The organism is Pacificispira spongiicola (genome assembly GCF_012926505.1).
Taxonomy (GTDB): domain Bacteria; phylum Pseudomonadota; class Alphaproteobacteria; order UBA8366; family Aestuariispiraceae; genus Pacificispira; species Pacificispira spongiicola.
In genome coordinates, this window is sequence record NZ_JABBNT010000006.1 from 1 (window position 1) to 13,272 (window position 13,272).

Here is a 13,272-nt window from a genome sequence, read left to right on the forward strand (position 1 = left end):
CCCAAACCGCCCTGCGACCAACGTTCATACAGGCGGGATTGCCGCGCTGTCGGTCGTCCCGCCCCATCGCCGAGCGAATCCGACATCGCGGCCTTCGCCAGACGGTTCTTCAACACGACCCCGCAAGGCAGTTCCAATGGGGTGAACAGGGGGCCGGGCATATCGTCCGTATCGGTCAAACAGCCTCTCCGGTGCTATTTAGGGGGCGGCGCCAGCCCGACGACCGGACGTGGAGCGTAGAGTTCTTCCAACGCGGCGATTTCTTCCGCATCCAAGCTGACGGACAGGGCCGCAATCGCATCGTCCAGGTGTTTCATCTTGGTCGCACCGATGATCGGTCCGGTAATGCCGTCTTTCTGCAGAACCCAGGCAAGGGCGACTTGCGCCATCGGGATGTCTCGACGTTCGGCAATTTCCGCAACGCGCGCGACGATTCCGGCATCGGAGTCCATGTAAAGGGTTGGGCTGACCTGATCGGTTTCCAAACGCTTTGTCGATTGATCCCAAGGTCGGGTCAGGCGTCCGCGTGCCAGCGGGCTCCACGGGATGACCGCGATGTTCTGATCCCGGCAATAGGGCAGCATTTCACGTTCTTCCTCTCGATGTAGAAGGTTGACGTGGTTCTGCATACTGATAAAGGGCGTCCAGCCATTCTGGACCGCGATATGGTTCGCCTTTGCGAATTGCCACGTCCACATCGACGACGCACCGATATGCAAGGCTTTCCCTGCTTTCACCACGTCATGCAGGGCCTCCATGGTTTCCTCGATCGGCGTCAGATAATCCCAGCGATGGATCTGGTATAGATCGACATAATCGGTGCCGAGCCGCGTGAGGCTGGCGTCGATTTCGGCAAAGATCGCCTTGCGTGACAGTCCCGCACCGTTGGGGCCGGGCCGCATGCGATAGAAGACCTTCGTTGCCAGGACAATCTCGTCGCGGCGTGCATAGTCACGGATGGCGCGACCGATGATTTCTTCCGATGTTCCGTCCGAATAGATATTGGCCGTGTCCAGAAAATTGATCCCGGCTTCCAGCGCATGCCGGATGAGCGGGCGGCTTTCTTCCTCGCTCAACGTCCAGGCATGGGCGCCGCGATCCGCAGTACCGAAGCTCATGCATCCCAGGACCAGCTTGGACACGTCCATACCGGTCCGTCCGAACTTCACATATTCCATTGCGACTCCCCCGATTTCCAATCGGCGCTGCCAGATGCGCGCCGGTTCCCTTATCCAGATAACCGTGTCACCGCACATGGCAAGGGAAACGCCTCGAAAACACGGTCTTGAAGGGTCATGGCGGGCGGAGTGCCAACGAGCCAACCCGTATTTGCCGCGCTGGTTTGCGGTCGTCCCAAATCTTGGAGAGGGGTGTTACCGTCGCACGGAAATTCCACCGTCGATAATTCTGTGGATCAGAACCGACGCTTCCCTGTGCATATCGGCTTCGGCATCCGGATGAACGGCAAATTCATGGGACGCGGCGGCGTCTTCGAGGAGGCCGACGATCTCATGCTCCGGTAATACCTTGAGGTCCTTGATCGCAAGGAGCAGCGCCTCGCAAATCGATAATGCTGCGGCGCCATAACAATCTCGATTCTCGGGCATTTCCCAGTTATCCTTGGTTTTCGGGATTGCGTCATTGCCGCCGAATTGACCGCTGCATATTCGCTCATACGCTTCCTGCGTAGCTGATCGACATCAGTTGCGGGCGAGATTTCTGAATTTTCACCGATGTTGGAGTGTGTATTTGAGCGACTTCGAACACGGGCCATTCAGTAGAAAATTAAGTGCGTTCATTACCTTGTCGGAGGCTGAAAGCGCCGTTCTGGCGTCCCTGCATCAGCGGCGGCGTAAAATAGCGGCCGGACGCGATGTTTTCCAACAGGGCCAGTTGGGGCAGGCGGCATATGTATTGTCCGCCGGATGGGCGTGTTCCTACAAAATACTTCAGGACGGCGAGCGCCAAGTCGTCGATTTTCAGGTTCCGGGAGATTTTCTCGGACTGCGGAGCGTCTTGTTGCATGTCTCGGATCACAGCGTCGTCTCCGTGACCGATATCGAGGTTTCCGAGGTATTGCTGTCCGATTTATTGGGGGTTTTCGAACGCACACCCAGGCTTGCGGCGGCGGTATTGTGGGCGGCATCGCGCGACGAAGCGATGGTCGTGGAACATCTCGCGGGGATCGGACGGCGCAACGCGGTTGAGCGTATGGCGCATTTTCTGCTGGAACTCGGTGCGCGGCTCAGCCTCGTCGGAATGGGAAGCAGAGCCGGATTCGACTGTCCGCTTACCCAATATCTGTTGGCTGATGCGCTCGGACTGACGGCGGTGCATGTCAATCGGGTGCTAAGGCAATTGCGCGAAGAGGGGCTGGTTGCGGTGAAGGACGGCTATGTCGCCTTCGAGGATTATGAACGCCTGACGGAATTTGCGGGATTCGATCCGGCCTATCTGGATCAGCCTGGCCCCCTGTTGAAATAGCGTCGCGACGGCGATGATTTCGGTCCATTCCGGCGGCACTGCCGCGATACGATCCGCCCAACGCTAATCTACATCAGCACGGCTGGCTGAAATACCGCGTACTTCTTGATAGTTGGCTTCTAGCCGACTTTTGACACGGTCGGTGCCGAACGCGGCATTTTCGGATGAACCTGCAACGGAAAGGCGTCGACAGCAGCGCGATCGTCCGATCGCGCGCTATCAATCTTCATTCATGCAAACGAAGCGGAACTATTCCCGCTGGAGGAGTTAAAAATGAACATTCCCGAATGGCTGAAACCGGCCCTCTACGGCGCTGTCGTCGGCGGCGTGATCGTATCCATCGGCGGGTTTTCCTGGGGCGGATGGATGACGGGCAGCAGCGCCGACAGAATGGCGCAAGAGATGGCCCAGAATGAGGTCGTCGCAGCCCTGGTCCCGGTATGCGTGGATCTTTCCCGGAAAGACATCAACAGAGCCCAGAAGCTCGAAAAGCTGCAGGGGCTCGCATCCTACAAACAGCGCGAAGCCTTGATGGAAACGGGTTGGGCGACGATGCCGGGGGCGGATTCGCCGAACCGAGAATTGGCGAAGGCTTGTGTCGAGGCCCTTGAAGCGACCGCGTCCTAGGGACCGGTGGGCCTTGAGTTATGCCGTCGCCCGGACTTGCTGACCCGCCCTATGGATTGGCGTGAGACTATATCCGCGTCATCGGCCGCCGAAAATTCGGCGGCGGGTGCCGTGACGGGGCGTCGGGCCATCCGTGGCCATACACGGATCGAAGAGACGTTGTGCGACCGCGGGCGGAAGTGGATCGACTGCAAGACAGACGATCATTTCCGTCTGGCGGGGCGCGATTGGAAAAGCCGATGAGCGAGCATGCAAAACAATCCGGGACGGCCGATGCCGGGGGGATAGCCCAATCCGGGACTCGGATTCGAACGTGCCTGAAGTGCCGAACCGAATTTTCGAGCGAATGGGCCGGCGAGCGTATCTGCCCGCGATGCAAACGGTCGGAATCCTGGCGTAGGGGCGGCGGACTTTCTCCTCAGTCGTCCGGCCGTCGGGGCGCTTTATGATGCAACTGCGGCGGCAGTCGTGCAGGCGGCGCGATTGGGACGCAGTTTCAATTTTCACAAACGAAAGGCGCTGGATTTGCTGATAAGGACCGGATTTGAAATCGCGATCGATTGTCCCAAACCGACGCCGATGCTCCTTTCGATGTATCCGCATGTATCGAACGCTGCTCCGCATTTCGGGTCGGATGCCATCCATATCGAAGCACCGGCGACGATTGAGGAGTTTTCCGATATGTTCGGCAACCGATGCGCAAGGATTGAGGCGCCGACGGGGCCGACGACCTTGTGGTCCGACTGTATCGTGGAAGATAGCGGCGCACCGGATCCTTACGATTGGAACGCAAGACAGCACGAAATCATGGATCTCCCCGTGGAGGTGCTGCCGTATCTCACCGCCAGTCGATACTGCGAAAGCGACGAATTGGTGGATAAGGCTTGGGAGATGTTCTCCCATGCCGCGCCCGGCTGGGCACGGGTTCAGGCGATTTCGAATTGGGTGAACAATAACGTCACATTCGGATATCGCTTTGCCAGACCGATGAAAACCGCCCTCGATGTCTTTCGGGAACGAAGCGGCGTTTGTCGGGATTTCGCCCATCTGTTCATCACGTTTTGCCGTGCGATGAACATTCCCGCGCGCTACGCCAGCGGCTATCTTAGCGACATAGGCGAAAGCGCCGAAAGCCCGGGTGATTTCTGCGCCTGGAGCGAAGTGTTTCTGGAAGGGAAATGGCATGTGTTCGATCCGAGATACAACACGCCACGGATCGGCCGGATTCTGATGGTGCGCGGGCGTGACGCAGCCGACGTCGCGATGATAACGGCGTTTGGAAACTACGCGCTGACGCTTCTCCGGGTTTGGACCGTCCAAGTCGATGACACCCAATCTTACGATCAACTGACCGAAATGATGCGGTCACGACCCGACAGTGAGGCCCTGATTTTGGACGGTATACCGAGACCGATCTAGCGCGAGACGATTCCCGAGACGATTCCATTGATAGATAGATCAACCAGATGAGCCATGTGCCCATTCGGTGACGCTTCCCGTTCGGTCGCCAGTGAGATAGCGATTGCCATGCATACGATGTCATCAAAGCGGACGTCCGGCCGAATGACGCCCGCACTTTGGGCATTCTCCAAAAGCCTATGCCCTTTTTCACCGACTGCGATACAGCCTGGCGTTCCGATCTGTAGAACTGTTCCGAGCGACGTCGCGAGGCCACGATAGACGTTCGTATGTTGGGCAAGTTGTTCGAGATAGGAGCGCATCGCACGTAGTGGAGTCAGCTCGGTATCTGCGCGCGGATCGCTTTCGCAAAAGTCACAAATCGCTCGCCTTAGACCGCGGCTAGAAACTCTTCTCGCGTCGAGCGACAGCAGCTTCATCGGAGAGGAAGAGCTTCTGGTGGACGGCGGTTTTGTCGCGGTTTGATTGCCCGTTTTTGCTGACTTGTCGGCCTATTTTATGAGACTGACGCCGCCACCCGTGGGACCATAAAATCGGCACCACAGCGAATCAGGAAAAGGATGTGGTGGGCGGTAACCAAGCACAGTGACAGCCTTAACTATCAAAATTTGGTACTCCAGCGCCGTCTCAGCGACGTTGTTAACCAAGTTTGGCACTGGCGACATCGCTAAGTATAAAAATTTAGCGATTTTCGGTGAGGAAACGACCCTGTCCCCGGACCGCATCCGGCCAGAATAAGGAGGGGGTCAGACAGGGTCCACGTGCGAGGGCGACTCGCGCGCTGACGGGTCAGAAGAATTCGGGATGCCGTTCCGCGATCTTGTCCGCCATGGCCAGCGTGCCGGACAGATGTTCGCGCACCGCGGTTTCGAGGCGCGGCGTGTCTCCGTCCTCGATCGCGGACAAGATCTTTTCGTGATAGGCAAGGATGCTGGACGGCTTTCCGGGGTCGGGAAGATTCAGGCTTCTGAGCCGGTCGATATGGCCGGACCGGGATTGGATCAACTGCCATAGGTCCGGCACGCCCGCCGCCTCACAGAGCGAGCGGTGGAAGCTCTTGTCAAAGCGGGAGAACAGGTCGAGCTTACCGCTCCGGAGCGCAGCCTGCTGGCTTGCCAGCGCCTCCCGGGCCGCCTTGAGCATCGACGGGTCGCGCCGCTTCGACAGCGATCGGGTGACCTCCAGTTCGAGCGACAGTCGCAGGAACTGCGTTTCCCGGGCATGGTCGAGGTCGATCCGCGACACTTCGGTCTTCGACTGCGGATAGATGACCAGCAGCCCTTCCTCTTCAAGCTTCAACATGGCGTCGCGGACGGGTGTCTGGCTGACGCCATAGAATTCCGCCTGCTCGATACGCGACAGGTTCTGCCCGGGCGCAAGTTCCAGGGACACGATACGGTCGCGCAGGGAATCGTGGATCTGCTGGCTGGCGGAGACCCGTCGGACCGGATGACGCACGAGGCGTGCGCGTCGGTCGTCGTCTGGACTATCCGCCACCATCATATTGTTCTTCGTCATCATGCCCCTGTTCGGGTGATATCCCGGTGCGCGTACAAACCGTGCCGCCAACCTCCCGGCACCGTGGCGGAAGGATATATCGCCCTTGCATCCGATGCACTAATATATTAGTACATCAATAAACGGGGCATCAGGCCTCGCATACAATTCAGAGGGAGAGGACATCATGACATTCACCAGGACGGCGCTTCTCGCCGCATCCCTGTCGGCCATCGCTACCGCCACTGCCGCCACCGCCCGGGCGGAGACGCTGACCATCCAGACGTCGTTCAACGCGGGCGACTTCTCGACCCAGTACCTGACCGAGACCTGGCTTCCGAAAATCAAGGAAATGACCGACGGTCGGGTGGAGGTCGTACTGAGCCCGAACGGATCGATCGTTCCGGCCAAGGAAACGCCGGACGCGGTTGCCGCCGGCGTGCTGGACGGCGATTTCACCTCGGTGAACTATTTCTCGGGCCGAGAGCCGGCCTTCGCGATCATGGGAGACCTGATTTCCGGCTACGATACGCCGGAACAGATGATCGGCTTTTGCCAGGAAGGCGGCGGCGAGGCCATGATGCAGAAGGCGGCCGACGCGCTCACCGCGGGCGAGGTCCATGTCGTAGCCTGCGGGCCCTATTCGCGCGAGGCGCTGCCGGCGCGTGTCGCGATCCGCACGTTCGAGGATCTGAACGGCAAGAAGATCCGCTCGCCGGAAGGGCTTGCCGCCGCGGTATTCCAGGCGGCCGGCGCGTCGCCCGTATCGATCCCGTTCTCGGAAGTTTTCGGCGCGCTTGAAAAGGGCATCGTCGACGCCGCGGATGCCTCCGCTTACGTCAACAACGATGCCACGGGCCTGCATGATGTGGCCCCGTTCCCACTCTATCCGGGCATCCATTCCATGCCGTCGATGCAATTCACGATCAACAAGGCGAAGTGGGACGGCTTGTCTGAAACGGATCAAACCGCGCTACGCGACTGGTGGTACAGCGCGATGCGCGCGATGACGGTGGAAGTTGCCAAGAAGGATGCCGAGCTCGCCGCCCGCGACGACGCCGGCGACAAGATCGAAGTGATCAACTGGGCGCAGGCCGATCGTGACAAACTGCGCGAGGTCGCGCGCAAGCAGTGGGAGGAATTCGCCAAGAAATCCGACCTGGCCCAAGAAGCGCTGGATACGAATCTCGCCTACATGAAACAGATCGGCTTGTTCAAGGACTGATCCTGTCGCCTTGTATACCCTCCCGGCGCCGGTTTGTCCGGTGCCGGGAGGGGCCTGGTTCAAAGTTTCTTCCCGGGAGGGTCCGAGATGCGACGGTTGTTCGCCCGTTGCGCCGCCGCGATGGACGGCGTGAGCGTGTTTATCGGGCAGGCATGTTCGATACTTCTGTTTGCCTGTATCGGAGTATCGGCACTTGAGGTCGTGATGCGCTACGGGTTCGATCGGCCGACGGTCTGGTCCACCGAACTCGCCATGACCCTCTGCGCGACCGCCTGGGTCCTGTCCGTCGGCTATGTCACCGAGCGAAACCGACACATCGCCATCACCATGGTGGAAATCCTGGTCGGTCCGCGCGTGTGGCGCTGGTGCCTGTTGGTTCAGATGCTGATCGCCGCCGGAGCCATCTTCATCCTGATGCTCGCCCTTTGGGATCCGGCGATCAAGGCGCTTCGCCATATGGAACATTCCGGCACGGCGATGAACTCGATCCAGCCGACCTATCTGAAAGTTCTGCTTGTCGTGGGCTGCGTCCTATACCTGCTCCAGCTTGCCGCGAATATCACCCGCTGGGTGCAGCGGACCGACCAGGACATCGGCCATGGGCATTGAAATCATCACCCTGCTGATCGTCGTCTCCCTGCTGACCCTGATGGCGCTGGGCGTTCCGCTCGGCATCACCACGTTGACCGTATCGCTCGGCACCGCGATCCTGTATTTCGGGGAGCGCGCCGGCTTTTTCATCGTGGCGGCCAATGTCGGGGAAGTGCTCCACAAATATGAGCTGATCGCGGTCCCCTTTTTCGTGTTCATGGCCAACGTCCTCGAACGATCGGGCATCGCAAAATCGCTGTTCGATTCCATGGCGATACTGGGCGGTCGGTTCCGTGGCTCGGTCGCGGTCCAGACCTGCGTGGTCGCGGTCGTGCTTGCGGCCATGTCGGGCATCATGGGCGGCGAGATCGTCATGCTCGGTCTCATCGCCCTGCCGCAGATGCTGCGGCTCGGCTACGATCGCAAGCTGTCGATCGGCATCATCTGCGGTGCCGGTGCGCTTGCGACCCTGATCCCGCCATCGGTCGTGCTGATCGTCTACGGGCTCGCCGCCCAGGTCTCGATCACCAAACTGTTCGCGGCGTCCGCCGTCCCGGGGCTTCTGCTCGCGTCACTCTTCATCGTCTACATCCTGATCCGGGTACGCCTGAATCCGGCCATGGCGCCGATCTTCGACATTCCGGAAACCGGCCTGCCCCTGCATCAGCGCCTCCGGTTCCTGAAGGGGATCGTGCTGCCGGGCGTCCTGATCACCGCGGTTCTCGGCGTAATCTATTCCGGCATCGCCACCGTCACCGAGGCCGCCGCGGTTGGCGCCGTCGGGGCTCTTGTCGTGGCTGCCGTCCGGGGCGAGTTGACCTGGGTGATGGCGCGGGACGCGATGCGCCAGACGGCGCTGACGGTTGGATCTATCATCTGGCTGGTTCTCGGTGCGGTCTCGCTGATTGGCATATACAACCGGATCGGCGGCGGCGAATTCCTGCGCGAGATGCTGACCTCCCTTGATATCGCGCCGCTTCTCATCATCGCGGTGATGATGTTGATCGTGATGGTGCTCGGCACCTTCCTGGAGTGGATCGCGATCATCTTCATCACCGTACCGATCTTCGCCCCGGTCGTGATCGACCTCGGCTTCGATCCCGTCTGGTTCGGCGTGCTGTTCGCGATGAACATCCAGATCTACTACCTCTCACCGCCCTTCGGCCCCGCCTGTTTCTTCCTGAAATCGGTCGCGCCCAAGGACATCGAACTGCAGGAGATATTCCTGGCCGTGCTGCCGTTCATCGCGCTCCAGGCGACGGGCCTGTTTCTGGTGCTGTTCTTCCCGGAGATCGCCTTGTGGCTTCCGGGTCTGTTTGATTGAGGAAAACCGCTATGAGCAAGGACGACGACAGTTTCGGCGGCCGGGAAGTGGATATTTCCGCGCTGGCATTCACGACCGAAGAGCAGGCCGACAGGCACGATCAGGGCAATTGGCCGGAAGTGTTCGGCCTTGTGCTCACGATCGTCGTCTGTTGGCTCATCTTTGGCTTCACCGGTTGAGTTTTGGTGTCGTGACACGAAAAGACCCCAGGGATTTCCGTTCCGCCCGCTGGTTCGCACCCGACGACCTGCGCAGTTTTGGCCATCGATCGCGCATGATGCAGCTCGGCTATGCCGAGGAGGAGTTCCTCGGCAAGCCGATCATCGGCATCCTCAGCACCTGGTCTGAGCTCAACACCTGCCACGCGCATTTCCCGGAGCGTGTGAAGGACGTGAAGCGGGGAGTCGAACAGGTAGGCGGCCTGCCGGTCGAGATACCGGCCCTGTCGGTCGACGAGAGTTTCACGAAACCCACCTCCATGCTCTACCGCAACATGCTGGCCATGGAGACGGAGGAGATGATCCGATCCCATCCGCTGGACGGCGTCGTGCTGATGGGCGGCTGCGACAAGACGACACCCGGCCTCGTGATGGGGGCGATTTCCGCCGGCGTGCCGATGATCTATCTTCCGGCCGGCCCGATGCTGCGCGGGAATTATGCCGGTAAAATCCTTGGCTCCGGGTCGGATGCTTGGAAATACTGGGATGAACGCCGCGCCGGCAATATCAGCGACGAGGAATGGCTCGGAGTGCAGGGTGGTATCGCGCGCTCCGCCGGGACCTGCATGACCATGGGCACGGCGGCGACCATGATGGGCATCGCGGAGGCGCTTGGGCTGACCCTGCCTGGTGCGAGTTCGATCCCCGCGGTCGACTCAAACCACCAGCGCATGGCCTCCGCCTGCGGTCGCCGTATCGTCGAGATGGTGTTCGAGGATCTGACGCCGGACCGGGTCCTGACGCCCGCCGCCTTTCAAAACGCCGCCATCGTCGCAATGGCGACGGGGTGTTCCACCAATGCGGTGGTCCATCTCATTGCGATGGCGCGCCGCGCCGGTGTCGATCTGGGGCTGGACGATCTGGACAGGCTCGGCCGGGAGACCCCGCTCGTCGCCAATGTCCGTCCGGCGGGCAGCGACTATCTGATGGAGGATTTCTACTATGCGGGCGGTATGCGAGCGCTGATGGGCCAGATCGGCACGCGCCTCGACCTGTCGGTCCTGACCGTGACCGGTCGGACGCTGGGGGAGAATATCGAGGGCGTAAAGGTCTTCAATGACGACGTGATCCGGCCGCTCGACAATCCGGTCTACCATGAGGGGTCGCTGGCGGTTCTGCGCGGTAATCTGTGTCCCGACGGCGCCGTCATCAAGCCGGCCGCCTGCGACCCGAAGTTCCGCGTCCATGAAGGGCCGGCGCTGGTCTTCGATTCCTATCCGGAGATGAAGGCTGCGATCGACGATGAAAACCTCGACGTCACGCAGGATACCGTCCTTGTCCTGCGCAATGCCGGGCCGCTGGGCGGGCCGGGCATGCCGGAATGGGGCATGCTGCCGATCCCGAAGGCGCTGATCAAGCAGGGGCACCGGGATATGCTGCGCATTTCCGATGCCCGCATGTCCGGAACCTCCTATGGTGCCTGCGTCCTGCATGTCGCGCCGGAAAGTTATGTCGGCGGGCCGCTCGCGTTGCTGCGTACTGGCGACACGATCCGGCTCGATCTGCCGAAGCGACGCCTCGACATGTTGGTGGACGACACTGAACTGGAACGTCGGCGCGCAGCCTGGAAACAGCCCGAACCGCGGTTCGAGCGCGGCTGGGGCTGGATGTTTTCCCGTCACGTCACTCAGGCTGACAAGGGCTGCGATTTCGACTTCCTGCAATCCGATTTCGGCCGCGCCGCCGGCGAACCAGACATCTACTGAAGGATCTGAGAATGATCGATACCGTTCTGTCCGATGACACCCGTGCCAAGCTGAAGAAGATCTCGACTGCGTCCATCGCAACGGCGCTGTTCAAACGCGGGCTGCGCAATCAGTTCATCCAGGGGGTTCGCCCGGTCGCCGTGAAAGAGGAGAACATGGTCGGGCCCGCCTACACGCTGCGCTACATCCCGGCGCGCGAAGACCGCAATCCCATCACCGTGTTCCGCAATCCTGCTCATCCTCAACGCGTGGCGGTCGAGCAATGCCCGCCCGGCCACGTGCTGATCATGGACGCGCGCAAGGATGCACGCGCCGCGACGGCGGGGTCGATCCTTGTGACGCGGCTCGCGATCCGGGGCGTCGCCGGCGTCGTGTCCGATGGTGGTTTCCGGGACTGCGACGGCATCGGCAAGCTCGACATGCCGGCCTATTGCGCCAATCCGTCGGCGCCGACGAATCTCACGCTGCATGAGGCGCTCGACCTAAATGTGCCCATCGCCTGTGGTGACGTGGCCGTTTTCCCGGGCGACGTACTGGTCGGCGACAAAGACGGGGTGATGGTCATTCCGGCCCATCTCGCGACCGAGATCGCCGATGAATGCACGGGCATGGAAAGCTTCGAGGATTTCGTACTCGAGGAAGTCCTAGCCGGCGCCGCAGTCATCGGCCTGTATCCGGCGACCGAGGAGGCCAACCTCAGGAAGTACGAAGACTGGCGGAAAAAGACCGGCCGCTGAGACCCGTCATCCGCTAGCGGTCCCGCAAGGTCGGTTTACGCCGGCTGCAGCTTCGTTCGTTGACGACCCCAGGCCCCGGCGAACACGGCGGCGACCGTGAGCGCGCCGTAGAGGACGGCCGCCAAGGCGACGATCCGGAATAGGATGGATAGGTCGGCTCCCAGCCAGGCGACCGCCACCCAGCCGATGAAGGCGGCAACGATCATGCGGACGGTGCCGGCCAGGACGGGAAGCAGAACGCGGTTCGCTCCCTGGCTCGCGAAGTACAGCGCCAGGCCCAGGCCGACGGCGCCGTAGACCGGCGCGACAGTGTGCAGATAGAGGGCGCCCATCGCCAGCACCTGGGCATCGTCGCTGAACAGCCCGATCCAGAGATGCGGGAAAAACGCGGCGGCGAGGCCGGTGGTGCCAGTCATCCCGAAGGCAAGGGCGCCGCCGATCCAGGCGATGCGCCGCGCCCGCGCCGCCTGTCCGGCCCCAATATTGATGCCGACCATGCTCACGATGGCGGTGCCGAGGCCGAAGATCACCGGTATCTGGATGTAGTCGAGCCGCGAGGCGATACCGTATCCGGCGATCGCGTCCGCACCGAACCGGCCGACGGCGGCGGTGACGAAGGCGACGGTCAGATTGACCTGAACCGTGCCGACCGCCGACAGAAGGCCGACGCCCAGAATGTCCTTGAACAGGCGGCCGTGCAGCCGGCCGATGCCGAGCTTCACGGGGCTGCTCGGCGAGCGCAGATACAGGATCAGGATGAGCGCGGCGAGGATGTAGTATATGACCACGGCGGCCCCGCCGCCGGCGACTCCGAGAGGCGGTAGCGGTCCCCAGCCGAAGATCAGGGCCGGAGACAACGGGATGAGGATCACGGCGCCGGAGAAAATCACGAGCGCCGGCACCTTTACGTTTCCCGCGCCGCGGAGGGCCGCCGACAGCAAGGCGGTGATCCAGATCGGAATGGAGCCCGCGAATACGATGTCCGAATAGGCGAGCGCCGCCGTCAGCGCCGGTCCCGTTCCACCCATCGCCTGATAAAGCATCGGCCCGCCCAGCAGGACCGCCGCGGAGAAAATGATGCCGAAAGCGCCGGCGAGGACGAGCGCGTGCCAGACCAACGCGTCGGCGTCGGGCCCCCGGTCGGCCCCCAGAGCCCGCGCGACGGCCGAGGCGACACCCCCGCCGAGACCGCCATTCGACATCATCTGCATGAGCATGAGGACCGGAAATACCAGAGAGACCCCGGCAAGCGCTTCCGTTCCGAGAAAGCTGATGAAATAGGTCTCGATCACCCCGACAAGCGTTTGGACGACCAACACCGCGATTGTCGGCAACGCCAAGCGAAGCATGGTCGGCATGATCGGCCCGGTTAGAATGCCGGCCGGTACCTTGCGCGCGAGGCGGGGCCCGGTCTTAGCAGCCCCAGGAGGAACTTTGGTCATGG

General features: G+C 61.4%; 14 protein-coding genes. 9 read left to right on the forward strand and 5 right to left on the reverse strand.

All coding sequences use genetic code 11. The features are described 5' to 3' along the window. Positions 1-194: 194 nt before the first annotated feature. Both HH303_RS18350 and HH303_RS18355 read right to left on the reverse strand, forming a co-directional pair. Positions 195-1,178 carry an aldo/keto reductase gene (locus HH303_RS18350; RefSeq protein ID WP_169626858.1) on the reverse strand — a complete coding sequence of 328 codons (984 nt, stop codon included), beginning with the start codon at positions 1,176-1,178 and terminating at the stop codon, positions 195-197. Positions 1,179-1,373: 195 nt separating this feature from the next. Next, positions 1,374-1,607 carry a hypothetical protein gene (locus HH303_RS18355; protein WP_169626859.1) on the reverse strand — a complete coding sequence of 78 codons (234 nt, stop codon included), beginning with the start codon at positions 1,605-1,607 and terminating at the stop codon, positions 1,374-1,376. A gap of 196 nt (positions 1,608-1,803) precedes the next feature. Here HH303_RS18355 and HH303_RS18360 point away from each other — a divergent pair, with 196 nt between their 5' ends. The 3 genes from HH303_RS18360 to HH303_RS18370 all read left to right on the forward strand — a co-directional run bounded on the left by HH303_RS18360 (position 1,804) and on the right by HH303_RS18370 (position 4,530). Continuing rightward, positions 1,804-2,484, forward strand: coding sequence for a Crp/Fnr family transcriptional regulator (locus HH303_RS18360; protein WP_227421934.1), 681 nt, complete (start codon positions 1,804-1,806; stop codon positions 2,482-2,484). 273 nt (positions 2,485-2,757) lie between these two features. Beyond that, a complete protein-coding gene (locus HH303_RS18365; protein ID WP_169626861.1) occupies positions 2,758-3,111 on the forward strand; it encodes a hypothetical protein in 354 nt (117 codons plus the stop codon). A 591-nt stretch (positions 3,112-3,702) separates the two neighbouring features. Then, positions 3,703-4,530 carry a transglutaminase-like domain-containing protein gene (locus HH303_RS18370; protein WP_227421935.1) on the forward strand — a complete coding sequence of 276 codons (828 nt, stop codon included), beginning with the start codon at positions 3,703-3,705 and terminating at the stop codon, positions 4,528-4,530. Here the strand turns inward: HH303_RS18370 and HH303_RS18375 are convergent. Then, the gene (locus HH303_RS18375) at positions 4,527-4,949 is read right to left on the reverse strand and encodes an SbtR family transcriptional regulator (protein ID WP_169626863.1); all 423 of its coding nucleotides are present in this window, start codon (positions 4,947-4,949) and stop codon (positions 4,527-4,529) included. The two genes, HH303_RS18370 and HH303_RS18375, sit on opposite strands and share 4 nt — an antisense overlap. A gap of 370 nt (positions 4,950-5,319) precedes the next feature. Then, entirely contained in the window at positions 5,320-6,051 is a 732-nt protein-coding gene (locus tag HH303_RS18380; RefSeq protein ID WP_227421936.1) for a GntR family transcriptional regulator, read from the reverse strand. A gap of 163 nt (positions 6,052-6,214) precedes the next feature. Between HH303_RS18380 and dctP the strand changes: the two genes are divergently transcribed. From dctP to HH303_RS18410, 6 genes are all read left to right on the forward strand, one after another. Continuing rightward, a complete protein-coding gene (gene dctP / locus HH303_RS18385) occupies positions 6,215-7,252 on the forward strand; it encodes a TRAP transporter substrate-binding protein DctP (protein WP_169626864.1) in 1,038 nt (345 codons plus the stop codon). 87 nt (positions 7,253-7,339) lie between these two features. Then, positions 7,340-7,861 carry a TRAP transporter small permease subunit gene (locus HH303_RS18390; protein WP_169626865.1) on the forward strand — a complete coding sequence of 174 codons (522 nt, stop codon included), beginning with the start codon at positions 7,340-7,342 and terminating at the stop codon, positions 7,859-7,861. Further along, on the forward strand, positions 7,851-9,167 hold the full coding sequence (locus HH303_RS18395; RefSeq protein WP_169626866.1) for a TRAP transporter large permease: 1,317 nt from the start codon (positions 7,851-7,853) through the stop codon (positions 9,165-9,167). The genes HH303_RS18390 and HH303_RS18395 overlap by 11 nt, the downstream gene beginning before the upstream one ends. 11 nt (positions 9,168-9,178) lie before the next feature. After that, positions 9,179-9,346, forward strand: a complete 168-nt coding sequence (locus HH303_RS18400; RefSeq protein ID WP_169626867.1) for a hypothetical protein — start codon at positions 9,179-9,181, stop codon at positions 9,344-9,346. Positions 9,347-9,357: 11 nt separating this feature from the next. Next, the gene (araD, locus tag HH303_RS18405) at positions 9,358-11,091 is read left to right on the forward strand and encodes an L-arabinonate dehydratase (RefSeq protein ID WP_169626868.1); all 1,734 of its coding nucleotides are present in this window, start codon (positions 9,358-9,360) and stop codon (positions 11,089-11,091) included. Between the two features lie 11 nt (positions 11,092-11,102). After that, a complete protein-coding gene (locus HH303_RS18410; protein ID WP_169626869.1) occupies positions 11,103-11,828 on the forward strand; it encodes a ribonuclease activity regulator RraA in 726 nt (241 codons plus the stop codon). Between the two features lie 35 nt (positions 11,829-11,863). On the opposite strand, the gene HH303_RS18415 is transcribed toward HH303_RS18410, so the two are convergent. Next, positions 11,864-13,270: an MATE family efflux transporter gene (locus HH303_RS18415; RefSeq protein ID WP_169626870.1), complete on the reverse strand. Its 1,407-nt coding sequence runs from the start codon at positions 13,268-13,270 to the stop codon at positions 11,864-11,866. Positions 13,271-13,272 lie beyond the last annotated feature (2 nt).

What these genes read in the sequence shown, in the direction of transcription:
- HH303_RS18350 (WP_169626858.1), bottom strand. Translation starts at nt 1,178, where the DNA reads ATGGAATATGTGAAGTTCGGACGGACCGGTATGGACGTGTCCAAGCTG.
- HH303_RS18355 (WP_169626859.1), bottom strand. Translation starts at nt 1,607, where the DNA reads ATGCCCGAGAATCGAGATTGTTATGGCGCCGCAGCATTATCGATTTGC.
- HH303_RS18365 (WP_169626861.1), top strand. Translation starts at nt 2,758, where the DNA reads ATGAACATTCCCGAATGGCTGAAACCGGCCCTCTACGGCGCTGTCGTC.
- HH303_RS18370 (WP_227421935.1), top strand. Translation starts at nt 3,703, where the DNA reads ATGTATCCGCATGTATCGAACGCTGCTCCGCATTTCGGGTCGGATGCC.
- HH303_RS18375 (WP_169626863.1), bottom strand. Translation starts at nt 4,949, where the DNA reads ATGAAGCTGCTGTCGCTCGACGCGAGAAGAGTTTCTAGCCGCGGTCTA.
- HH303_RS18380 (WP_227421936.1), bottom strand. Translation starts at nt 6,051, where the DNA reads ATGATGACGAAGAACAATATGATGGTGGCGGATAGTCCAGACGACGAC.
- dctP (WP_169626864.1), top strand. Translation starts at nt 6,215, where the DNA reads ATGACATTCACCAGGACGGCGCTTCTCGCCGCATCCCTGTCGGCCATC.
- HH303_RS18390 (WP_169626865.1), top strand. Translation starts at nt 7,340, where the DNA reads ATGCGACGGTTGTTCGCCCGTTGCGCCGCCGCGATGGACGGCGTGAGC.
- HH303_RS18395 (WP_169626866.1), top strand. Translation starts at nt 7,851, where the DNA reads ATGGGCATTGAAATCATCACCCTGCTGATCGTCGTCTCCCTGCTGACC.
- HH303_RS18400 (WP_169626867.1), top strand. Translation starts at nt 9,179, where the DNA reads ATGAGCAAGGACGACGACAGTTTCGGCGGCCGGGAAGTGGATATTTCC.
- HH303_RS18410 (WP_169626869.1), top strand. Translation starts at nt 11,103, where the DNA reads ATGATCGATACCGTTCTGTCCGATGACACCCGTGCCAAGCTGAAGAAG.
- HH303_RS18415 (WP_169626870.1), bottom strand. Translation starts at nt 13,270, where the DNA reads ATGACCAAAGTTCCTCCTGGGGCTGCTAAGACCGGGCCCCGCCTCGCG.